19 protein-coding genes are annotated in these 20,837 nt (G+C 72.8%); 10 read left to right on the top strand and 9 right to left on the bottom strand.

Features of this window, described 5'->3' with window-relative positions:
* Nucleotides 1–24: 24 nt before the first annotated feature.
* Nucleotides 25–1,443, bottom strand: coding sequence for a HEAT repeat domain-containing protein (locus ACK8N7_RS31705; RefSeq protein ID WP_403217766.1), 1,419 nt, complete (start codon nt 1,441–1,443; stop codon nt 25–27).
* Between the two features lie 289 nt (nt 1,444–1,732).
* Entirely contained in the window at nt 1,733–2,125 is a 393-nt protein-coding gene (locus ACK8N7_RS31700; RefSeq protein ID WP_032760547.1) for an ankyrin repeat domain-containing protein, read from the bottom strand.
* A gap of 322 nt (nt 2,126–2,447) precedes the next feature.
* Between ACK8N7_RS31700 and ACK8N7_RS31695 the strand changes: the two genes are divergently transcribed.
* A complete protein-coding gene (locus ACK8N7_RS31695) occupies nt 2,448–2,642 on the top strand; it encodes a hypothetical protein (protein WP_003970432.1) in 195 nt (64 codons plus the stop codon).
* A gap of 37 nt (nt 2,643–2,679) precedes the next feature.
* Nucleotides 2,680–4,365, top strand: coding sequence for a hypothetical protein (locus ACK8N7_RS31690; RefSeq protein ID WP_500444666.1), 1,686 nt, complete (start codon nt 2,680–2,682; stop codon nt 4,363–4,365).
* A gap of 90 nt (nt 4,366–4,455) precedes the next feature.
* Here ACK8N7_RS31690 and ACK8N7_RS31685 read toward each other — a convergent pair whose 3' ends face one another.
* Entirely contained in the window at nt 4,456–5,955 is a 1,500-nt protein-coding gene (locus tag ACK8N7_RS31685; protein ID WP_403217768.1) for an SCO1417 family PLP biosynthesis transcription factor, read from the bottom strand.
* A 102-nt stretch (nt 5,956–6,057) separates the two neighbouring features.
* On the opposite strand from ACK8N7_RS31685, the gene yczE reads away from it, so the two are divergent.
* The 4 genes from yczE (at nt 6,058) to ACK8N7_RS31665 (ending at nt 9,623) form a co-directional block, all read left to right on the top strand.
* A complete protein-coding gene (yczE, locus tag ACK8N7_RS31680; protein WP_403217769.1) occupies nt 6,058–6,801 on the top strand; it encodes a membrane protein YczE in 744 nt (247 codons plus the stop codon).
* Nucleotides 6,798–7,562: a glycerophosphodiester phosphodiesterase family protein gene (locus ACK8N7_RS31675; RefSeq protein WP_403217770.1), complete on the top strand. Its 765-nt coding sequence runs from the start codon at nt 6,798–6,800 to the stop codon at nt 7,560–7,562. The genes yczE and ACK8N7_RS31675 overlap by 4 nt, the downstream gene beginning before the upstream one ends.
* Nucleotides 7,563–7,608: 46 nt before the next feature.
* Nucleotides 7,609–8,982 carry an MFS transporter gene (locus ACK8N7_RS31670; protein ID WP_403217771.1) on the top strand — a complete coding sequence of 458 codons (1,374 nt, stop codon included), beginning with the start codon at nt 7,609–7,611 and terminating at the stop codon, nt 8,980–8,982.
* Nucleotides 8,983–9,248: 266 nt separating this feature from the next.
* On the top strand, nt 9,249–9,623 hold the full coding sequence (locus ACK8N7_RS31665; protein ID WP_003959706.1) for an RNA polymerase-binding protein RbpA: 375 nt from the start codon (nt 9,249–9,251) through the stop codon (nt 9,621–9,623).
* Between the two features lie 147 nt (nt 9,624–9,770).
* Here the strand turns inward: ACK8N7_RS31665 and fxsA are convergent, their stop codons facing one another.
* The 4 genes from fxsA to ACK8N7_RS31645 all read right to left on the bottom strand — a co-directional run bounded on the left by fxsA (nt 9,771) and on the right by ACK8N7_RS31645 (nt 13,934).
* Nucleotides 9,771–10,373: an FxsA family membrane protein gene (gene fxsA, locus ACK8N7_RS31660; protein WP_403217772.1), complete on the bottom strand. Its 603-nt coding sequence runs from the start codon at nt 10,371–10,373 to the stop codon at nt 9,771–9,773.
* Between the two features lie 76 nt (nt 10,374–10,449).
* Nucleotides 10,450–11,217, bottom strand: a complete 768-nt coding sequence (locus ACK8N7_RS31655) for a polyprenol monophosphomannose synthase (RefSeq protein WP_403217773.1) — start codon at nt 11,215–11,217, stop codon at nt 10,450–10,452.
* Nucleotides 11,218–11,778: 561 nt separating this feature from the next.
* Entirely contained in the window at nt 11,779–13,425 is a 1,647-nt protein-coding gene (locus tag ACK8N7_RS31650; protein WP_403217774.1) for an amidohydrolase, read from the bottom strand.
* 68 nt (nt 13,426–13,493) lie between these two features.
* The gene (locus tag ACK8N7_RS31645) at nt 13,494–13,934 is read right to left on the bottom strand and encodes an Lrp/AsnC family transcriptional regulator (RefSeq protein ID WP_015607305.1); all 441 of its coding nucleotides are present in this window, start codon (nt 13,932–13,934) and stop codon (nt 13,494–13,496) included.
* 202 nt (nt 13,935–14,136) lie between these two features.
* Between ACK8N7_RS31645 and ACK8N7_RS31640 the strand changes: the two genes are divergently transcribed.
* The gene (locus ACK8N7_RS31640; RefSeq protein ID WP_403217775.1) at nt 14,137–14,535 is read left to right on the top strand and encodes a hypothetical protein; all 399 of its coding nucleotides are present in this window, start codon (nt 14,137–14,139) and stop codon (nt 14,533–14,535) included.
* 481 nt (nt 14,536–15,016) lie between these two features.
* Here the strand turns inward: ACK8N7_RS31640 and ACK8N7_RS31635 are convergent, their stop codons facing one another.
* Nucleotides 15,017–16,189: an acyl-CoA dehydrogenase family protein gene (locus ACK8N7_RS31635; protein ID WP_403217776.1), complete on the bottom strand. Its 1,173-nt coding sequence runs from the start codon at nt 16,187–16,189 to the stop codon at nt 15,017–15,019.
* 377 nt (nt 16,190–16,566) lie between these two features.
* On the opposite strand from ACK8N7_RS31635, the gene ACK8N7_RS31630 reads away from it, so the two are divergent.
* Nucleotides 16,567–17,841, top strand: coding sequence for a glycoside hydrolase family 18 protein (locus ACK8N7_RS31630; RefSeq protein WP_403217777.1), 1,275 nt, complete (start codon nt 16,567–16,569; stop codon nt 17,839–17,841).
* An 85-nt stretch (nt 17,842–17,926) separates the two neighbouring features.
* Here ACK8N7_RS31630 and ACK8N7_RS31625 read toward each other — a convergent pair whose 3' ends face one another.
* Nucleotides 17,927–18,082 (bottom strand): SCO1431 family membrane protein, encoded by a 156-nt coding sequence (locus ACK8N7_RS31625; RefSeq protein ID WP_106973160.1) that lies wholly within the window; start codon nt 18,080–18,082, stop codon nt 17,927–17,929.
* A 479-nt stretch (nt 18,083–18,561) separates the two neighbouring features.
* Between ACK8N7_RS31625 and ACK8N7_RS31620 the strand changes: the two genes are divergently transcribed.
* A complete protein-coding gene (locus ACK8N7_RS31620) occupies nt 18,562–19,056 on the top strand; it encodes a hypothetical protein (RefSeq protein ID WP_500445883.1) in 495 nt (164 codons plus the stop codon).
* A 170-nt stretch (nt 19,057–19,226) separates the two neighbouring features.
* Entirely contained in the window at nt 19,227–20,723 is a 1,497-nt protein-coding gene (locus ACK8N7_RS31615; protein ID WP_500444665.1) for a PepSY-associated TM helix domain-containing protein, read from the top strand.
* Nucleotides 20,724–20,837: the final 114 nt, after the last annotated feature.

Here is a 20,837-nt window from a genome sequence, read left to right as displayed (position 1 = left end):
CCCCCTCCTACTCGAATCGCACGGTCAGAGGGCCGGCGCGTCCGGTCCGATCCGGCTCCGTACCGCCGTCTGCACCTCGGCCTCCTCGGCCGGGTCGGCGGCGAGGCGACGCAAGCGCTCGGCGACGCGGATGTCTCCGGTCTCGGCGTGCAGGGCGGCCACCTCACGGGTGGTCTCCTCGCAGTCCCACAGGCACTCCACCGCGAAGCCGGTCGCGAAGGTGGGGTCGGTGGCGGCGAGGGCTCGGGCGGCCCGGCCGCGCAGGTGGGAGGAGGACGTCTCGCGGTAGATGTGGCGCAGTACGGGGGCGGCGCAGGCGATGCCGAGGCGGCCGGTGCCGTCCACGAGGGTCCACAGCCGGGGAGCGTCGGGTCCGTCGCCGCGTACGGCCTCCCGCAGCGCGCCGAGGACTTGGGGAGCGTCCTGGGAGGTGCCGCGGCAGGCGAGGATTCCGGCGGCGGACGCGCCGAGGGCGTCGGGCCGCCGGGCCCAGCGCCGGGCGCGTTCCACGGCGTCGTCGCCGCACATCCGCTCGAAGGCGGCGACGGCCGCGTCGGCGACCGTACGGGAGGAGCTGAGGGCGGCTGACTCGATGAGGTCGAGGACAGCGGGGTCGGCCGCCTCGGCGAGGTAGTGCAGGGCGGCGCAGCGGGCGCCTTCGGAGCCGTCGCGGGCGGCCTCGACGATCTGGGGACGGTCGTCGGGTCCGGCGACGGCGGAGAGGCAGCGGGCCGCGGGGACGTGCAGTTCGCTACCGCGTTCCAGGGCCTGCTGGGCCCAGTCGAAGACGGCCTGGACGCTCCAGCCGGGGCGGGGGCCGCCGGGGCGCATCTGGCGCTGCCACCGGTCGAACGAGCCCTGTTCGGTGGCGGCCCGCACCCGGGCGCCGACCGCTGCGCGCGGGTCGTCGGCCCAGAGCCGCCAGGGGCGCGGCTCGAAGGAGTCGCGTACGGCAGCGGCGAGCTCGGCGGTGCCTTCCTCGGTGGCCGGAAAACGACCCAGGACGGGCAGGGCGAGTGAGCGCAGGCCCGCGTCGTCGTCGCGCAGGGCGAGCTCGTCCAGGGCCCAGGCCCAGTTGGAGCCGGTGGCCGCATAGCGGCGGAGCAGCGCCAGGGCGTCGTCGCGTCCGTAGGAGGCGAGGTGGCCGAGGACGGAGAGCGCGAGGCCGGTACGGGAGTCGTCGGTGTCCGTGCGGTCGTCGGGGTCACCGAGATGGCGCTCGATCTCTTCGATGCCGCCGTCGAGATCCAGGTACAGGCGGGCGTAGTAGAGGGAGCGGTTCTCCACCTGCCAGTCGTGACGGGGGTCGCTCACGACGCAGTGGTTGAGGGCCGCGAGGGCCTCGGGGCGCGGTGCGGCGAGCGCGTGGAGCGTGCCGTCGCCGCGGCCCCTCTGCAGCAGGCCGAGCAGGGTGCCGCTCGGCGCTATGAACGGATCGAACATGGGAGAAAGCCTCACATCAAGCTGTCGACGCAACCGGGACTGTGCAGTGCCCCGTGCCCGTGGGCACGAGGGGGTGTACGGGGGACACCCCTACGCCGCGCAGCAACATGATCGGCCGACCGCCGTCTTCCGCCTGGTGTAGAGCATCTTCCTCTGCCTCTCGTCGGTGGCCCGAAACGGACCCGCGACGTCATGATGACCCAGCCATTTCGCCACCGCGACCACATTTACGACGGACCGGTCAGCGGAGCCTTCGGCGGACACCCCCGCGGGTGCGCCCGCCGCCGCCTCAGCGGGCACCGAAGCGTTCCAGCAGGTCGGCCTTGCCGAACATCCGGGCCGTGTCCCGCGCGGACGGCGTACCGGCGGCGGGGTCGGCGCCCGCGGCGAGGAGGGCGTCGATGACGCCGTTCTCGCTCTTGAAGACGGCTCCGGCCAGCGGGGTCTGGCCGCGGTCGTTGGCCCGGTCCGGGTCGGCGCCGCGGGCGACGAGGGCGGTGACCGCCTCGGCGTGCCCGTGGTAGGCGGCGAGCATCAGCAGCGAGTCGCCCCGGTCGTTGGTGAGGTTGGCGGGGACGCCGGCGTCGACATACGCGGCGAGCGCCTCGGTCTCGCCGGTGCGGGCCAGGTCGAAGACCTTGGTCGCCAGCTCGACCACCTCGGGATCGGGAGTTTCGCTCATCGCGCGGGCCGCCTTCCTTGACCGTTGCCGCAGCCGGCGCTGCCGCTGTCACCGGGGGGTGTACGGCACGGGGCCGTACGAGTGAATCGACAGGGTACTGCTCCGGGACGGACATGACCGGGCCCGGATACGGCAAAAGATCACCGCGGGTGACTCCTGCCCGGCACGGACTCCGAAATACCGCGCGCGGGGCACCGGCTTCACTCCGCCAGTCAAGTGAAAATGCTACTTATTCACTCAATTGCACCTTTTATCGTATAGATACTTCGCGTGATCCTGGAAGGACTCATGGTGACTGTCCCCTCAACCAGGAGATCCGCTCATGATCCTTTCCATCTCGGGCGTGGTACTGCTCGCCATCGTCGTCTTCCTGTTCTTCAAGAAGGACGGGCTCAAGGCGTCCCACGCCATCGTCTGCGCGCTGTTCGGCTTCTACCTGGCCGGCACCGCGATCGCGCCGAGCATCACGGCAGGCGGGGCGAGCCTCGCCGGTCTGCTGGGCGGGATCAAGTTCTGACGCTCCGCAACCGCTCCCACCCCTTCAGGAGACAGCTGTGGCCCGGCGACCACTCCCCCGCATTCTGAGCAGCGGCAGCGCTTCGATCACTCGCAGCAGAGAGATCGCGCGCACGGCCGCCGACAGTGCCACCGATGTGCTCCATCCGCTGATCACGATCCTCCGTGGTCTGCGGCTGCTGGCCGTGTCCGGCCGGCATAAGTGGGCCGCGACACCGAAGGAACGGCGTGGTCCCAAGCTGTTCCTGGCCGCGGCCTGCGTATCGGCAGTGGCGCTCGTCCCGTACGGGCCGATCCTGGCCCTGATCACGGTGATGGGCGCCGCCGCTTGGAAGGGGCGGGAGCGGACCCCCGTGAAGACCGGCCCGGACGAGGCGGAATCCACCCGCCTGCGCGCCCTGTACGAGGCGCTCGTGCCGTACTTCTCGGTGCCCGACGACCCCGACCCGCTCTTCGCCCACGGCGGCGACTGGGAGAAGGCCTTCGACGGGTACGCCTTCGACGGCGACGGGCGGCTCACCCGCCTCCAGGTCTCCTACCCGGCGTACTTCACCGACGGCGAGGCCGCCGCACGGTCCCGGATCGAGCAGCTGCTGCACACCAAGTCGGGCCGCGGCCGCGAGTACCACTTCGCCTGGGACGAGGAGGCCAACCGACTGGTCATGACCGTCCCGGCCCCCCTGTCGACCTCGATCGCCGCCCAGCGCTTCGTCACCGCCCCCGGTGAGACGGTCCTCGGGTTCACCGACCCCGACGCGGTCCGGCGCACCGTCCCGGTCCGCGACGGCGACACGACCGTGGACGCCTCCCCCGTCGTCTGGCGGACCGGCAACCGCTCCACCGAACCCCATCTGCTCGCCGTCGGACAGCCCGGCAGCGGCACCACCACCCTGATCCGCTCCATCGCCGTCCAGGCCCTCCAGCAGGGCGATGTCCTCGTCATCGACGGCAGCGGGACCGGTGAGTACGGCACCCTCACCGGGCGCACCGGCGTCCTCGCCGTCGAGTCCGGCCTGGGCGGGGCGCTGGCCACCCTGGAGTGGGCGGCGCACGAGACGGAGCGGCGGCTGATCTTCACCAACCGGGCGCGGCAGGGCGGGCACCCCGTTCCCGAGGACGTCAAGCGCCCCCTCTGGATCCTGCTGGACCGTCCCGCCGTCCTAGGCCATCTCGCGGCGGCCGACGGCAGGACCGACCCGCAGGAGCTGCTCCAGGTGCCGCTGCGGCACGGGCGGGCCGCCGGGGTCACCGTCGTCCTGGCCGACCAGTTCGACGCCCTGGAGACCCTCACCGAGACCGTACGGACCCACACCCGGGCCCGCGTCGTCCTCGGCCCCGCGTCCCGCGAGCAGATCACCGCCGTGCTGGGCGCCGAGCCCAACACCACCCCGCCGCCGGAGGTCCCGGCGGGCCGGGGTTACGCACGCCTTGGCACCGGACCGGTCCTGCGCCTCCAGGTCCCGGCGACCCCGGACCCGTACGACGACGCCACGAGCGATGCCCTCCGGCGGGCAGTCCTCGATGTGCTGCCGGAGCGGCCGGGCACCTCCCCGCAACCGGCCGCGGTGCCCGACGGACCGGCCGACACCGCCACAGATGCTGATGCTGATGCCCGCGACGACGCGGACACGGCGCAGGTTCCCGTCGCCGTGGAGGCGATGGCCTCGGAGTCCCGCCCGGTCGAGCCGCCGGCCAGGGCGCAGGCGGCGATCGCCGAGGGGTGAGCGGGAGAGCCGTGACTCTGTGCGGGCGGGCGGGGAGCGGACCGGGCGGTCGGCTCCCCGCCCGCAGGCGTCCCCCGGCTCACGCGCCCCTCAGGCCACGAAGCTGCGCGGTGCGTCGGCCCCCGCACCCGCGCCGGACCGGACCAGCTCCACCGCCGCCGCGAGCCGCACCGCCGCCTCGTCCGCCACCGGGCCGCCCACTGTGAAGGGCAGCCGCACATAGCCCTCGAACGCCCCGTCCACCCCGAACCGCGGGCCCGACGGCACCCGTACGCCGACGCGCTCGCCCGCCACCGCCAGCCGGGAGCCGGAGAGGCCGCCCGTGCGCACCCAGAGGGTCAGCCCGCCGCGCGGCACCGCGAACTCCCAGTCCGGCAGCTCCCTGCGCACCGCCGCGACCAGCTCGTCGCGGTTCTCCCGCGCCTGGTCCCGCCGGATCTCGACGGCCTGCTCCCAGCCGCCCGTACCCATCAGCCAGTTGATGGCGAGCTGTTCGAGGACCGGGGTGCCCATGTCCGCGTAGGCGCGGGCGGACACCAGGGAGCGGATGACGTCCGGGGCCGCCCGCACCCAGCCGATCCGCATCCCGGCCCAGAACGCCTTGCTGGCCGAGCCGACGGTCAGCACCGTGCTGCCCGCCGGGTCGAAGGCGCAGACCCGGCGCGGCATGGCGGTGTCGACGTCCAGCCGGAGTTCGCTCATCGTCTCGTCGACGACCAGCACGGTGCCGGCGGAGCGGGCGGCGTCGACCAGGTCCCGCCGCTGCTGCTCGTCGGCGAGCGCACCGGTCGGGTTGTGGAAGTCGGCCACCACGTAGGCGAGCCTGGGCGCCGAGTCGCGCAGCACCTGCCGCCACCGGTTCATGTCCCAGCCGCCGAGCCCCTCCTCCATCGCGACCGGGAGGAGACGGGCGCCCGTCTCGCGCATCAGCTGGAGGATGTTGGCGTACGAGGGGGACTCGACCGCGATCCGTTCGCCGCGGCCCGCGAAGAGGTGGCAGATGGCGTCGATGGCGCCCATCGCGCCGGTGGTGACCATGATCTGTTCGGGCATCGTCGGGATGCCCTGCGCGGTGTAACGGTCGGCGATCGTCTGCCGCAGGGCGGGCAGCCCGGCCGGGTAGTCGCCGTGGGTGTGGGCGTACGGCGGCAGCTCCTCCACCGCCCCCTGGAAGGCGCGGGTCAGCCAGGGCTCGGGCGCGGGCAGGGAGGCGCAGCCCAGGTCGATCATCGAGCCGAGCGACTCCGGGGGCAGCGGTTCGAGACCCCGGGCGGGCAGCGGGTTCCCGGCCGGGACCGCGGTCCAGCTGCCCGCGCCGCGCCGCGACTCCAGGAACCCCTCCGCCCGCAGCGCCTCGTAGGCGGCGGCGACGGTGGTGCGGCTGACGGAGAGGGCGAGGGCCAGTTCGCGTTCGGCGGGCAGCCGGGCGGCGACCGGGACCCGGCCCTCCAGCACGAGCAGCCGGACCCCGTCGGCGAGCGCGCGGTAGGCAGGCGGCTTCCGGCCGGCCGGGCCGGTGGGCCGGGGCTGCTGGGCCTGGAGCTGCCGGGCGAGCTGAGCAGCCCCCACCGTCGAAGTCCACTGCGCCATCGAAATCAGTCCACCTTCCTCGAATTGGCCATGGTTGGTGGCCGATCCCCTGCCACAGGGTGACATGGAGCAGTCCACTACCACCACACCAGGGGGCAGCACGTGTCCGACACCACCGCCCGGAGCACCACCCACCTCACCAGGCGGCTGGCCCAGCTCTACGCCGGTCTGGCGCTGTACGGGGCGAGCTCGGCGCTCCTGGTCCGCGCCGGACTCGGTCTGGAGCCGTGGGGCGTCCTGCACCAGGGCCTCACGGAGCTGACCGGCATCTCGATCGGCGTCGTCTCGATCATCGTCGGCGCGATCGTGCTGCTGCTGTGGATCCCGCTGCGGCAGCGCCCGGGGCTCGGCACCGTCTCGAACGTCTTCGTGGTCGGTCTGGCGATGGACGGGACGCTCGCCCTCGTCGGCGGACTCGACGGCTTCGGCATCCGGATCCCGGTGATGGTCCTGGGCATCGTGCTCAACGGGGTGGCGACCGGCCTGTACATCTCGGCCCGCTTCGGCCCCGGGCCGCGCGACGGGCTGATGACTGGGCTGAACCGGGTCACGGGCCGCTCCATCCGGCTGGTCCGCACCGCGATCGAGGTGGCCGTCGTGGTCACCGGCTTCCTGCTGGGCGGCTCGCTCGGGGCCGGTACGGTCCTCTACGCCCTGGCGATCGGCCCGCTGGCCCAGCTCTTCCTCCGGGTCTTCGAACTCCCGGCACCCGCGACGGCGACCGTCACCGGACCGGCGGCCCCGACGCCCGACGCGGCGACCGCCGAACCGGCCACCACCACGCCTCCCGCCGGACCCGACCCCGTTGCCACCCCTCCATCCGGGCAGGCCATACTGCCGCAGTGAAACCGAGCCGCCACCCCTATCTCGACCACGCGACGCCGATCGCCTTCGCCCACCGCGGCGGGGCGGCGGACGGTGTGGAGAACACCGCGGCCGCCTTCCGCCGGGCCGCCGCCGCGGGCTACCGCTACTTCGAGACGGATGTGCACACCACGTCGGACGGCCGTCTCGTCGCCTTCCACGACCCGACGCTGGACCGGGTCACCGACGCCCGGGGCAGGATCTCCGCACTGCCGTGGAGCGAGGTCCGCCGGGCCAGGGTCGGGGGCACCGAACCGCTCCCCCTCTTCGAGGAACTGCTGGAGGAGTTCCCCGAGGCCCGCTGGAACGTGGACGTCAAGGCGGAACCGGCGCTGGAACCCCTCCTGGAGCTGATCCGCGGGACCGACGCCTGGGACCGGATCTGCGTCGGCTCGTTCTCGGAGGCCCGGGTGGCCCGCGCGCACCGCCTGGCGGGCCCGCGCCTGGCCACCTCGTACGGGGTGCGCGGGGTCCTGGGGCTGCGGCTGCGCTCGTACGGGATCCCGGCGGCGCTGCGCTCGGGCGCGGTCTGCGCGCAGGTTCCGGAGCGCCAGAGCGGCATCCCGGTGGTCGACGCCCGCTTCGTCCGCACCGCGCACGCGCTCGGGCTCCAGGTGCACGTCTGGACGGTCAACGAACCCGAACGGATGGCGGCCCTCCTGGACCTCGGGGTGGATGGCATCATGACCGATCACATCGAGACGCTGCGTACGGTGCTGAGCGAGCGAGGGGCCTGGGCCTGACGCCGGGCCCGTCCGCGTCCGCACGCGACGATCGAGGGGGCGCGGGTTGAGCACCGGGACCACAGGATGGGCCGATCCGGCCGGAAAGCCGCCGGCCGACGGGACGGCGGCCGCCCGCAAGCGCGAGCAGCACGGCTGGTACTTCTACGACTTCGCCTGTTCCGTCTACTCCACCAGCGTGCTGACCGTCTTCCTCGGTCCGTATCTGACGTCGATCGCCAAGGCGGCGGCCGATCCCGACGGCTTCGTCCACCCGCTGGGCATACCGGTGCGCGCGGGCTCGCTGTTCGCGTACTCCGTCTCGGCCTCCATCGTGGTGGCCGTCATCCTGATGCCGATCGTGGGCGCGGCGGCGGACCGTACGGGACGCAAGAAGCCACTGCTGGCGGCGGCCGCCTATACGGGTGCCGCGGCGACGGCGGGGATGTTCTTCCTGGACGGCCACCGCTATCTGCTGGGCGCGTTCCTGCTGATCGTGGCGAACGCGTCGATCTCCGTGTCGATGGTCCTGTACAACGCCTATCTGCCGCAGATCGCCGAGCCCGAGGAGCGGGATGCAGTCTCCTCGCGCGGCTGGGCCTTCGGCTACACCTCGGGCGCCCTGGTCCTCGTCCTCAACCTGATCCTCTACACCGGCCACGAGTCCTTCGGGCTCGCGGAGTCGGACGCGGTACGGATCTGTCTGGCCTCGGCCGGTGTGTGGTGGGGCGCGTTCACCCTCGTACCGCTGCGCCGGCTGCGCGACCGACGGGTGGCACCGGACGGCGAAGGGGCGGTCGGCTCCGGCTGGAAGCAGCTGGTGGCGACCCTCAAGGACATGCGGCGCCACCCACTGACGCTCTCGTTCCTGCTCGCCTACCTCGTCTACAACGACGGCATCCAGACGGTGATCTCCCAGGCCTCGCTGTACGGCTCCGAGGAACTGGGCCTGGACCAGACGACCCTGATCGTCGCCGTGCTGCTGGTCCAGATCCTGGCGGTGGCGGGGGCGCTCGGTATGGGCCGGCTCGCCCGGGTGTACGGCGCCAAGCGCACGATTCTGGGCTCGCTCGTCGTATGGACCGCGATCCTGATCGCCGCCTATCTGCTGCCCGCCGACGCGCCCGTCTTCTTCTTCGTTCTCGCGGCGGCCATCGGACTGGTGCTGGGCGGCAGCCAGGCCCTCTCCCGGTCGCTGTACTCCCATCTGGTGCCGCGCGGCAAGGAGGCGGAGTACTTCTCGGCCTACGAGATGAGCGACCGCGGACTGAGCTGGCTGGGGCCCCTGGTGTTCGGTCTGGCGTACCAGCTGACCGGCAGCTACCGGGAGGCGATCATCTCCCTGATCGTGTTCTTCGCCCTCGGCGCCGTGCTGCTCGCGCGGGTCCCGGTACAGCGTGCGATCGCGGCCGCGGGCAATCCCCTACCGGAACGGATTTAGACGTTGAAGTCAAAGGCCGGTAGTGTACGCCTTTGGCCTGCCCGGAGGACCGTTACTGCGAGTGGAAGCAGCTCAACCGTTGGGTGACAAAGCCCACCAGAGGTGACAAACCGGGCAGGGTTGGGTACTCAACCCAGATAAAGCAGCGGCACGAACGGGCGACGCATGACCGGCGACGGGAATCTTTGCCAGCGACCGGACGTTGACCGGATGACGACGACAGCGACATTTTGTCCTGTGGGCGACAAGCCCGGGAGGCACGATTCATGAGTGAGCGAGCTCTTCGCGGCACGCGACTTGTGGTTACCAGCTACGAGACGGACCGCGGCATCGATCTGGCCCCGCGCCAGGCGGTGGAGTACGCATGCCAGAACGGACATCGATTTGAGATGCCGTTCTCGGTAGAGGCGGAAATTCCGCCGGAGTGGGAGTGCAAGGCGTGCGGCGCCCAGGCACTCCTGGTGGACGGGGATGGCCCCGAGGAGAAGAAGGGCAAGCCTGCGCGCACGCACTGGGACATGCTCATGGAGCGGCGCACCCGCGAGGAGCTGGAGGAGGTGCTGGCCGAGAGGCTGGCGGTTCTGCGCTCCGGAGCCATGAACATCGCCGTGCACCCGCGGGACAGCAGGAAGTCTGCCTGACCGCGAGACACCACCGCACCGCGTATCACCGCACTGAGCGCGACAACAGCACAGCACAAGAGCCGCGGGGGGGGGGGGGGGGGGGGGGGGGGGCGCCCCCCCGCGGCTCTTGGCATGTCCGGCGTCAGGCTCCTGGCGCGTCCGGCTTCAGGGGGTGAGCGGCGGGCGCGGACCCCGGGGGTCGTCGTCGGGGCCGGAGGGGGACTGCGTGCCGTCCTCGCGGATGACCTCCCCCTGGACGACCCTTCCGTCCGGGCGGTGCATCCGGGCCTGCTGGAAGGCGTCCGACAGGCTCCCGGGGGACGCGGCCCGCATCCGGCGTTCCAGGGACCGCTCCGCCCGCCGGCTGATCAGGGTGCGCACGGGCGGCACCAGCAGGAGCAGACCGGCCGCGTCCGAGATCAGGCCGGGGATCAGGAGCAGCAGCCCGCCGAGCATCAGCAGCCCGTTGCCCTTGGCGCCCTTGCCTCCGGTGACCTGGGGGGCTTCGGTGGCGCCGGGCTGCCCCGGCATCTGCTGGAGGGTCTCGGTCAGGTTCTTGAAGGCGCGGCGTCCGGCGCGCTTGATCACCACGGTGCCGAGCACCGCCCCGGCCACCAGGATCAGCAGGAGCGTGAGCCCGCCGGCCGCCGAGGCGACCATGGTCAGGAGCCAGATCTCCAGGACCAGCCAGGCGGCGAGGGCCAGCGGCAGGAATCTACGGGCGCGCGAGCGCCGGGGACGGGTCGGGGGCGGAGTGCCGGTCGTCATGCACCCAGTGTGCCCGTACGGAGGTGGAAGCGGCGTAAGGGGGTGATCATGGACCGGCCCGTACGTCCGTGGAGGGTCAGGGTTTCCTGCGGCCCAGGACCTTGTTGGCGCGGGAGGTGATGCCCCAGCCGGTGACCCGCCACAGCGCCTCGACCAGGATGTCCCGGCTCATCTTGGAGTCGCCGATCTCGCGGTCCACGAAGGTGATGGGGACCTCGACCACGTGGTAGCCGGCCTCCACCGAGCGGCGGGCCAGGTCGACCTGGAAGCAGTACCCCTGCGAGGCGACCTCGTCGAGTCCGAGGCCCCCCAGGGTCTCGGTCCGGAACGCGCGGTAGCCGCCGGTGACGTCGCGGACGGAGAGGCCGAGAGCGAGGCGGGAGTAGAGGCTGCCGCCTCGGGAGATGACCTCGCGGCTCTTGGGCCAGTTGACGACCCTGCCGCCGGGCACCCAGCGGGAGCCTAGAACGAGGTCGGCGCCCTTGAGCGCGGTGAGCAGCCGGGGCAGCTCCTCGGGCTGGTGGGAGCCGTCGGCGTCCATCTCGACGAGGACGCCGTAGCCGTGCTCGGAGCCCCAGGCGAAGCCCGCGAGGTAGGCGGCGCCGAGCCCTTCCTTGCCCTTGCGGTGCAGGACGTGGACCTGCTCGTCGGCGGCCGCGATCTCGTCGGCGGCCTTCCCGGTGCCGTCGGGGCTGTTGTCGTCGGCCACCAGGATGTCGGCATCCGGCACGGCCGTGCGCACCCGGTCGACGATCGGCCTGATGTTCTCGACCTCGTTGTAGGTCGGAATGATCACCAGGACCTTGCCGAGCGGGCCGAACTGCCTCTGACCGCCGTCGTTCACTGCTGCCCCTTAAAGTCCGTACACAGGGGGACACCATATCCAGCGGACCGCCCCCGGAGTCCGCTGCGGTCGCGTGGGCGCGTGGCACGGGCCGGGCAGATGGACGGAACTGCGGACAGAAGCACGTACGGATCCACGTGACGACCCGTGCGGGACTGCGGATCGGGGCCCGGCGCCCTTCGGGCCGACCTGGGACCCGCTGGCTGCGGGTCGACCGAAAGCCGTTGTCTACTGAACGTCCGGGCCCCACCCGGGTCGCACCCTCCGTCCGGCTGAAACCTTCCCTCGCCCCCGAGGCGCGGGCGCTGAACCTGGCTGTCAGTGGTGGTGGGCCGGTGCGGCACACCACCCCATGACCCAGCGGCGTTCGACGACTGCGTGGAGGTTTAACCGGTCGGACGTCCTGTGGTGGACCCGGCCGAACCTACCGGCCCGTGGGCGCGTTCTGTCAACACCCGCGCGACCTGCGGCTTTTGCCCAAATTGCCTGGTCAGTGCCGGGGTTGCGCAGGTCGTGAACGCGTGCCCGGGCCATCGATCGGCGGTACGGAATCTTCCGACGTCACTCGTTCGGCCGTACGTAGACCGTTTGTCCGGAGACCACCGTCCGCAGGCAGACCGGCAGCTCGGCCCCGGGCGTCAGATCCGGCAGCCCGGGCGTGCCGGAGCGGGGGTCGGTGGACCACCGGGCGACCCGGTCGTCGGGGGCCTGGACCAGGAGTTCGGCGGTCCGCCAGACGGCGTAGTCGGCGGGTGCGCCCGGCACCAGGAGCCCCGCGTCGTCGCGGCCGATGGCGCGCCAGCCGCCCCGGGTGTGGGCGGTGAAGCCGGCCCGGACGGAGATGCGGTGCTCGGGGGTGCGGTGGTGGGCGGCGGCCCGCACGGTCCCCCAGGGGTCGAGGGGGGTGACCGGGCTGTCGGAGCCGAAGGCGAGCGGCACTCCGGCGCGCAGGAGTGCCGCGTACGGGTTCAGGGTCGCGGCCCGCTCGACGCCCAGGCGCCGGGCGTACATGCCCTCGGGGCCGCCCCAGGCTGCGTCGAAGGCGGGCTGGACGGAGGCGGTGAGGCCCAGCTCGGCGAAGGCGGCGACGGTCTCGGGGGTGAGCATCTCGGCGTGCTCGACCCGGTGGCGGGCGGCGCGGATCCTGGCCAGGCCGAGCGTCCCGGCGGCGGCCCTGACGCCCTCCACGACGGCGGTGACGGCCGCGTCGCCGATGGCGTGGAAGCCCGCCTGGAGGCCGGCCTCGGTGCAGGCGGTGACATGCGCGGCGATCCGGGCGGCGTCCAGGTGGGCGGTGCCGGTCTGCGGGTCGTCGGCGTACGGCTCGTGGAGGCAGGCGGTGTGCGAGCCGAGGGAGCCGTCGACGAAGAGGTCTCCGGCCGCGCCGATCGCGCCGAGCTCCCGGATCCGGCGGGCGCCCTTCCCGTCGGCGATCTCCTCGGCCCAGAGGCCGAAGACCCGGGGTCCGGGCCGCTCGGCCGCGAGGGCCAGGAGGGAGGTGAAGTCCTCCTCGTCGGAGATCTCGGGTCCGCCGCACTCGTGCAGGGCGCCGATGCCGAGGGAGGCCGCGTGATCGAGCGCGGCGCGCTGGGCGGCGGTCCGCTGCGCGGGGGTGAGCGCGGCGTGCGCGGCGGCGCGTACGGCGTGGTGGGCGTCGCCGGTCAGCGGCGCGTCGGGGTGGTGTCCGGCCATCGAGGTGACGCCCGGGACGAGGTCGAGCAGGGCGGTCGTGACGACGGCCGAGTGCACGTCGATCCGGGGCAGGTACAGGGCGCGGCCGCCGGACGCCTCGTCGAGCTCGGCGCGCGAGGGGTGGCGCTGCTCGGGCCACCGTGCGGCGTCCCAGCCGTGCCCGAGCAGGACGTCGGTGGCGGTGTGCCGGTTCGCGAACGCACGGACGAGGCCGAGGGCTTCGGGGAGCGTACGGGCGCCCGAGAGGTCCAGTCCGGTGAGGGCCAGGCCGGTCGCTGTGGTGTGGACGTGGGCGTCGGTGAACGCCGGGGTGACCAGGGCGCCCTCCAGGTCGACGACTTCGTCGACGCCGGTGGCGAAGGCGTCGGCGGCCCCTTCGGATCCCACCCAGGCGACATGCCCGCGTTCGACGACCATCGCGGTCGCGAAGGGGTCGGCCGGGCTGTGGACGTCTCCCCCGCGCAGCAGCAGGGTGCGGTGTTCGGGGGCGCTCTGGGGGGCGGTGCTCTCGGTCATGGGACCAGTCTCGCGCCTGCCGGAGGCGGCTCGGCCCGCACCCCCCTCGCGGGGCGCCCGACGGCCCCTCAGACGCGTGGGGGCCGGGCCTCGTACGGGGTGGACAGGACGACGGTGGTCCGGGTCGAGACGCCGGCCAGCGTACGGATCCTGGTGAGCAGGTGCTCCAGCTCCAGCGGGGTCGCGACCCGCACCTTGAGGATGTAGTTCTCGTCCCCCGCGACGCTGTGACAGGCCTCCAGCTCCGGCACCCCGGCGAGCCGCTCCGCGATGTCGTCGGGTGCGCTGGGGTCGAACGGCTTCACCGAGATGAACGCGGTGAGGGGCAGCCCGACGGCCTCGGGGTCGACGACCGCGGCATAGCCGCGGATCACCCCGCGCTGCTCGAGCCGGCGCACGCGCTGATGAACGGCCGAGGTGGACAGGCCGGTGGCCTTGCCCAGGTCGGTGTAGCTCATCCGCCCGTCCTTGACGAGCAACTCCACAATCTGACGGTCCAGCTCCTCCATGCGGATCAACCTATGGCCCCGGGTGCCTGTCGGCACAGTCGTGCGGGTCACGGAACGGCACCTGCGGGGGGCATGTGACGAACACCACAGACCTACGGGTCGGTAGCGGGGTCCCTCGCGGTTACCGGCCACGCACGGAGGGAAGTGCTTGCTGTGGTCGAGGCCGTGGCGCCCTGCCGGCCCACCCGAGGGGGGAATTCCCATGCAGAGCCTGAAGCTCACCGGACGTACCGAACCGGAGCCTGTCGATCCGGACGAGGACGACGGCGCCGATGTGTACGACATGTTCGAGATGTTCCGGGTGATCTGCCCGGACTGCGCGCGGCCCATCGCGCTGCTGGCCGACGAGGATGTCCTGCCGGAGCACGCCCGGTGCCCCACTCCGTGGAACCCGTTCGTGCTCACCGTCTGCTCCGGCACCGGCCGTGTCGTGGCGGACGCCCGGCCCGCGGACGAGACGCTGGAGCCCCAGGAGCAGGAGGCGGCGCTGCTGCTGACGCTCCCCAAGGGACTCGACTGGCGGATGCAGCCCTTCTCGCACGCCGGGGGCCCGGGCTCCCGCCCGCTGCGTGTGGACCGGATACGGCGAGAGGCCGCCTGAGCCGTCGGCCCCCGGCCCCGTACGTACGGACTCGCGCGGCGCGCCCCCGGCCCGTACGTAACCGCTCCTGGCCCTCTGTGCACTTCTGCCCGCACCACGACGGCCCGTCCGGCGTGGTGCGGGCGGTGCGGTTCTCCGGGGCCGGCACCCCTGCGGGCACCCGCCGAACTGGCACTCGGATCGGCGCGGCAGTGACCCGGGCCCGCCCCGGCGCGTTCACCCCGTATGACGACGCTGCATTCACCAGTCGGCTCGGGTCGCCGCCGTCTCGCTCCACCGGCCCCCGAAGAATCGGTTCCGCAGCCGCAGCCGCTGCCCCGGTCGACGGGGAACTCGCCGATGGCCTCCCCCGTCGACCCGCCCATCTACAGCGCCCTGCTGCGGCATTGGCGGAGCAGCGGCCGAACCGTGCCGGGCTACCGCGACCCGGAGTGGACCCAGGCCGCCGCGCTTCCCGTCTGGTCGGACCGGCCGCTGCGGGTCAGCGGGTCTCCGGACCCGCGAGGTGGCGCGCGATGACCATGCGCTGGATCTGGTTGGTGCCTTCCACGATCTGCAGCACCTTGGCCTCGCGCATCAGCCGCTCGACCGGGAAGTCGAGCGTGTAGCCGTAGCCGCCGAGCACCTGGACGGCGTCGGTGGTCACCCGCATCGCCGCGTCCGTGCAGAAGAGCTTCGCCATGGCCGCCTGGCGGGAGAAGGGCTCCCCCGCGTCGCGCAGCCGTGCCGCCTCCAGATAGAGCGCCCGGCCCGCCTCGATCTGGGTGGCCATGTCGGCGAGCATGAAGCGCAGCCCCTGGAAGTCCGCGATGGGGCGGCCGAACTGGCGGCGGTCGGTGGCGTACCGGACGGCCTCGTCCAGGGCCGCCTGGGCGACCCCGATCGCGCAGGCGGCGATGCCCAGGCGCCCGGAGTCGAGCGCGGACAGGGCGATGGCGAAGCCCTGGCCCTCCTCGCCGACGCGGCGGTCGTCACCGACCCGTACGCCGTCGAAGTTGAGCTGGGCCGTGGGCGAGCCCTTCATCCCCATCTTCTTCTCGGGGAGGGCCGCGTTCAGACCTTCGGCGTCGCCGGGGACGAGGAAGGCAGTGATGCCGCGGGGGCCGTCGACGCCGGTGCGGGCGAGCACGGTGTAGAAGTCGGCGACGCCGCCGTGGGTGATCCACGCCTTGGTCCCGGTGATGACCCAGTCCTCACCGTCGCGCACGGCCTTGGTGCGCAGGGAGGCGGCATCGGATCCGGAGGCGGGTTCGGAGAGGCAGTAGGCGCCCAGCAGGCCCCCGGAGAGCATCGCCGGGAGGTGCGCGGCCTGCTGCTCCTCGGTGCCGTATCCGGCGAGTGCGTGGCAGGCGAGGGAGTGGACGCTGACGCCGAGGCCGACGGTCAGGCGGGCCGCGGCCAGCTCCTCCAGCACCTGGAGGTAGACCTCGTAGGGCTGGTCGCCGCCGCCGTGGGCGGAGCCGTAGGGAAGTCCGAGGAGGCCGGATTCGGAGAGGAGGGTGAACACCTCGCGCGGGAAGTGGCCCGCGTCCTCCTCCTCGGCCGCCCGGGGAGCGATCTCCTTGGACACGATGTCGCGGACGAGCGCGACGAGCTGCCGGGACTCCTCGGTGGGCAGACGGCGTTCCACCGGCTGCGGGGCACGGTCGGACATGACGGCGCTCTCCTCCCTGTCGGGCGTTGCGACGGTCGCGCGCTCCGGGTGTGAGAGGCGCCGCCGGGTGATCTCCCGGAACGGAGCCGGGAAAAACAGACTGCCCAGCCGATCCTGCCCTCCCGGGTCTCGGGGGGCGCGGGTCAGCGGCTGTGGCGGGTTGAGTATGCCCGATCGGATGCCTTCCGTCACGGGGTAACGGCCTGGTCGGAGGGGATGGAGGGGGTCCGAAGATCGGCGAATTGGTCCGAACCATTGACCCGACTGGTCTAGTCCTTCTACGGACGCGTTACCGCGTTCATGCCAAACCGGGCACGTACGGGCCGGAGTTCGGCCAGCACCCCCCACGCACCAGCCCTCCCCCACGAGGAGCCACGATGCTCACACCGCACCGCCCCCGCGCCCGGCTCCGGGCGCTCGCCGCGGCCGCCTGTACGGCGGCGCTCGGCGCCACCCTGCTCGGCCTCGCGGGCACATCCCCGGCCGGCGCGGCACCCGCCGCACAGCCGGCCGCGGCCCCCGCCGCCGCCGAGGCCGCCCCCACGGCGGCCGGCGACAAGGTGATCGGATACTTCACCAACTGGGGCACGTACGAACGCAATTACCACGTCAAGAACATCGAGACGTCGGGTTCCGCGGACAAGCTCACCCACATCAACTACGCCTTCGGCAACGTGCAGAACGGCAAGTGCACGATCGGTGACGCGTACGCCGACTACGAGAAGGCCTACACCGCCGAGCAGTCCGTCGACGGGGTCGCCGACACCTGGGACCAGGAACTGCGCGGCAACTTCAACCAGTTGCGCAAGCTCAAGGAGCTCCACCCGGACCTCAAGATCCTCTGGTCCTTCGGCGGCTGGAGCTGGTCGGGCGGGTTCGGTGAGGCCGCGCAGAACCCCGCCGCCTTCGCGCAGTCCTGCTACGACCTGGTGGAGGACCCGCGGTGGGCCGATGTCTTCGACGGCATCGACATCGACTGGGAGTACCCCAACGCCTGCGGTCTGACCTGTGACACGAGCGGCCGGGACGCCTACGGCGAGCTGCTCGGCGAGCTGCGCAAGAGCTTCGGGAACGACAACCTGATCACTTCGGCGATCACCGCGGACGGCTCCGACGGTGGCAAGATCGACGCGGTGGACTACGCGGGGGCGGCGGCCCACCTCGACTGGTACCTGCCGATGACGTACGACTTCTTCGGCGCGTTCGCGGCCCAGGGCCCCACGGCCCCGCACTCCCCGCTCAGCTCCTACCCGGGCATCCCGACGGAGGGCTTCGACTCCGACGCCGCGATCTCCAAGCTGAAGTCGCTGGGCATCCCGTCGGAGAAGCTGCTGCTCGGCATCGGCTTCTACGGCCGCGGCTGGACCGGTGTCACGCAGTCCGAGCCGGGTGGCAGCGCGACCGGCGCGGCGGCGGGCACGTACGAGGCGGGCATCGAGGACTACAAGGTCCTCAAGAGCAGCTGCCCCGCCACGGGCACGGTGGCCGGTACGGCGTACGCCCACTGCGGGAACGACTGGTGGAGCTACGACACCCCGGAGACCATCGGCACCAAGATGACGTACAAGAACGAGCAGAACCTGGGAGGCACGTTCTTCTGGGAGCTGAGCGGTGACACCCAGAACGGCGAGCTGATCAAGGCGATCGACTAGCCGGTCACGGAAGTACGCGGACCGCAGGGGTGGGGTGCCGGCCGGGCACCCCACCCCTTTCGCGGCTCCGGGGGCCGGGGCGGGGTCACATCAGCCCGGCCTGGGTGACGAACATGGCGAGCACGACCACGAGGGCCCAGCCCGCGAGGTGCTCCAGCAGCCCGGGGCCGTCGTCGTCCGGGCCCCCGGTACGGGCGCGGCGGGCGTGGTGGGCGTTCTGTGCGGCGGTGGTCGCGGTCATGGCGTCTCGCTGTTCGTCGGGCTCCGGCTGAGGTCCCCCCGTGACCCGACCACAGTGCCAGCGGAGCGCGCGGCGCGAAACGAGATCCGGGTCACGGCCCGGCCGGCCCGGGGGCAGCCCGGTCCCCTGATACGGCAAGGGTTCCGGGGCCCGTGGGGCCGAGGCGGGCCGGGGCCGCTGTGGGCGACGCCACACGACGGCCGACGGGAATGCGTACGGGAATTCCGTACGGGAATGCGTACGGGAACTTTTTCGGCCATCTGGCCGACTACTGCCCCATGGGAAGAGACCGCGTGGGAACAGACAGCGCCGAAGGACCCCGGGTCGGAGCGTGCGCGGCGGATGGCTACCTTGTCTCCATGCGTGCACGGGGGGGCTGGCCGACGCTAGCGGCCAGGGGCCTGCTCTGCGGTTCCGCATGCCTGCTTCTCGGTGCCGTGAGCCATGTCGCGGCGGGCGGACGGCTGCCCGGCGCGGGGGTGCTCGCCCTTCTGTTCCTGGCCCTGAGCGTGCAGGGGGCTCTTCTCTTCGGCGGCCGGCGACGTCGCTTCGACGTCGTGACGCTGGTGCTGGGCGGAACACAGTTCGCCCTGCACGGCGCCTTCCACTTCCTCTCGGCGGCGCCCGGCGGAACCCAGCACTCCGGCATGCCGGCCGGACACGAGCACCCCATGGCCGGGCACTCCGGCGGCCACGGCACGGGCACGGGCGCCGGCCACGTCATGAACGCCGGGATGACCCTGGCGCACGGGGCGGCCACGCTCGGCACGGCCCTCTGCGTGATCCACGGCGAGCGGGTGCTGCGACGCCTCGCGGCCCTGGTCGTCCCCCGCGTCGCCCTCCGGCCTCCACCGTCGCTCCCCTGCCTTCCCCGGCTGCGTCCGGCGCCGCCGGTGGTCGCGCGGATCCGGTTCGGGGCGCTCCTCGCCCGCTCCCGCCACCGGCGTGGGCCGCCGTCGGCGGCCGTGGCCTGACGGCCTCCCCACCCAGCCGCGGACGCCGGATGTGATCGGGCGTCCATGAGGCATGCGTGCGGGAGCCATCAGGGCGCGGCCGCCACCGCTTCCCACCGCCCGGGCAGGACCCGGTCCCCCACCGGCAGGTCCACGGAGTCTCCCTGCGGCCTGCCCTCCGAGGAGCACCCATGTCTCACACAACCGAAGAAATACCGCAGAACGACCACGATCCGACCGGCACCGCGACCGGCGAACCGGCCGCCGACAGACCCGACGACGTCACGAAACCCGCCTCCGACCAGCCGCGACCGGCCCGCTCCTGGGAGGCCGTACGGCACCTCCTGGTCCGGCTCCACTTCTACGCCGGTGTGCTCGTCGCCCCCTTCCTGCTGGTCGCCGCGGTGACCGGGCTGGCCTACACCTTCACGCCACAGCTCGACCAGCTCGTGTACGGCGACCGGCTGCGGGTCGAGCGGGTCGGGGACGAGCCCCGTCCGCTGGCGGAGCAGATAGCCGCCGCGCGGGCGGCGTACCCCGAGGGCACCACGGCGTCGGTGATCACCCCGGCGGGCCCGGAGGACACCACCCGGGTGGTGCTCGCGGTGCCGGAGCTGGGCGAGAACCAGCGCACGGTGTTCGTGGACCCGTACACCGCCGAGGTGCGGGGTGAGCTGACGACCTGGTTCGGGTCGACACCCCTCACCACCTGGCTCGACGACCTCCACCGCAACCTCCACCTCGGCGAGACCGGCCGCCTGTACTCCGAGGTCGCCGCGAGCTGGCTGTGGGTGGCCGTCGCGGGCGGCCTCGTCCTGTGGATCGGGCGCAGCCGGGGACAGCGCGCGAAGTCGGCGCGGGGCGTGCTGCTTCCGGACCGCAAGGCCCGTGGGGTGCGCCGGACCCGCAGCTGGCACGCGGCCACCGGTGTGTGGCTCGCGCTGGCACTTCTCTTCCTGAGCGCCACCGGCCTGACCTGGTCGGGTTACGCGGGTGAGCGGTTCGGGCGGCTGCTGGACGCGGCGAACGGCAACGCCCCTGCCCTCGACACAGCACTCCCGGGTGCTCAGGAACCCGCCGAGGACCACTCGGAACACGCTGAGCACGGCGGTTCCGGCGATACGACGGCCGACGCCGACCCGGCCGACTTCGACACCGCCCTCATGGCGGCCCGGGCCGCAGGTCTCGGCGGCACGGTGGTGGTCACTCCCGCGACGGACGCGGCGAGCGCGTGGACCGTGGCGCAGAACGACAACGTCTGGCCGGTGCACTACGACCGGGTCGCCGTGGACACCACCAGCGGCGAGATCACCTCGCGCACCTACTGGGCCGACCACCCGGCCCTGTCCAAGCTCAGCAAGCTGGGCGTGCAGGGGCACATGGGCGTGCTGTTCGGGGTCGTCAACCAGATCGTGCTGGCGCTCGTGGCGCTCGGCCTGACTGCGGTGATCGTCCGGGGCTACCGCATGTGGTGGCAGCGGCGTCCCACCCGCGACGACCGCCGGGCCCTCGTCGGCCGGGCACCCGAGCGCGGGGCGTGGCGACGGCTCCCGCTGCCGGTCCTCGTCCTGGGCATCCCTGCGGTCATCGCCCTGGGCTGGGCGCTGCCGCTCCTGGGGGTGACCCTGGCCGGGTTCCTCGTGGTCGACGTGGTGGCCGGGGCGGTCCGGCGACGGCGTACCGCCTGACGGTCCGGCACCTCGTCGTGGTGCGCGGGGTGTCACGGCTGTCGCGGTGACGTCCTCAGGGCCGCTCGGGCGGGGGCACCCCGGCCGAGCGGCTCCCGGTGGCCGGGCCCCGCG

The sequence above is a fragment of the Streptomyces griseobrunneus genome (assembly GCF_046713465.1).
GTDB classification, from domain to species: domain Bacteria; phylum Actinomycetota; class Actinomycetes; order Streptomycetales; family Streptomycetaceae; genus Streptomyces; species Streptomyces microflavus.
This window is presented reverse-complemented; position numbering and strand designations above follow the sequence as displayed.

What these genes read in the sequence shown, in the direction of transcription:
- ACK8N7_RS31630 (WP_403217777.1), top strand. Translation starts at nt 16,567, where the DNA reads ATGCTCACACCGCACCGCCCCCGCGCCCGGCTCCGGGCGCTCGCCGCG.
- ACK8N7_RS31685 (WP_403217768.1), bottom strand. Translation starts at nt 5,955, where the DNA reads ATGGCGCAGTGGACTTCGACGGTGGGGGCTGCTCAGCTCGCCCGGCAG.
- ACK8N7_RS31625 (WP_106973160.1), bottom strand. Translation starts at nt 18,082, where the DNA reads ATGACCGCGACCACCGCCGCACAGAACGCCCACCACGCCCGCCGCGCC.
- ACK8N7_RS31615 (WP_500444665.1), top strand. Translation starts at nt 19,227, where the DNA reads ATGTCTCACACAACCGAAGAAATACCGCAGAACGACCACGATCCGACC.
- ACK8N7_RS31635 (WP_403217776.1), bottom strand. Translation starts at nt 16,189, where the DNA reads ATGTCCGACCGTGCCCCGCAGCCGGTGGAACGCCGTCTGCCCACCGAG.
- ACK8N7_RS31705 (WP_403217766.1), bottom strand. Translation starts at nt 1,443, where the DNA reads ATGTTCGATCCGTTCATAGCGCCGAGCGGCACCCTGCTCGGCCTGCTG.
- ACK8N7_RS31640 (WP_403217775.1), top strand. Translation starts at nt 14,137, where the DNA reads ATGCAGAGCCTGAAGCTCACCGGACGTACCGAACCGGAGCCTGTCGAT.
- ACK8N7_RS31695 (WP_003970432.1), top strand. Translation starts at nt 2,448, where the DNA reads ATGATCCTTTCCATCTCGGGCGTGGTACTGCTCGCCATCGTCGTCTTC.
- ACK8N7_RS31650 (WP_403217774.1), bottom strand. Translation starts at nt 13,425, where the DNA reads ATGACCGAGAGCACCGCCCCCCAGAGCGCCCCCGAACACCGCACCCTG.
- fxsA (WP_403217772.1), bottom strand. Translation starts at nt 10,373, where the DNA reads ATGACGACCGGCACTCCGCCCCCGACCCGTCCCCGGCGCTCGCGCGCC.
- ACK8N7_RS31665 (WP_003959706.1), top strand. Translation starts at nt 9,249, where the DNA reads ATGAGTGAGCGAGCTCTTCGCGGCACGCGACTTGTGGTTACCAGCTAC.
- ACK8N7_RS31700 (WP_032760547.1), bottom strand. Translation starts at nt 2,125, where the DNA reads ATGAGCGAAACTCCCGATCCCGAGGTGGTCGAGCTGGCGACCAAGGTC.
- ACK8N7_RS31645 (WP_015607305.1), bottom strand. Translation starts at nt 13,934, where the DNA reads ATGGAGGAGCTGGACCGTCAGATTGTGGAGTTGCTCGTCAAGGACGGG.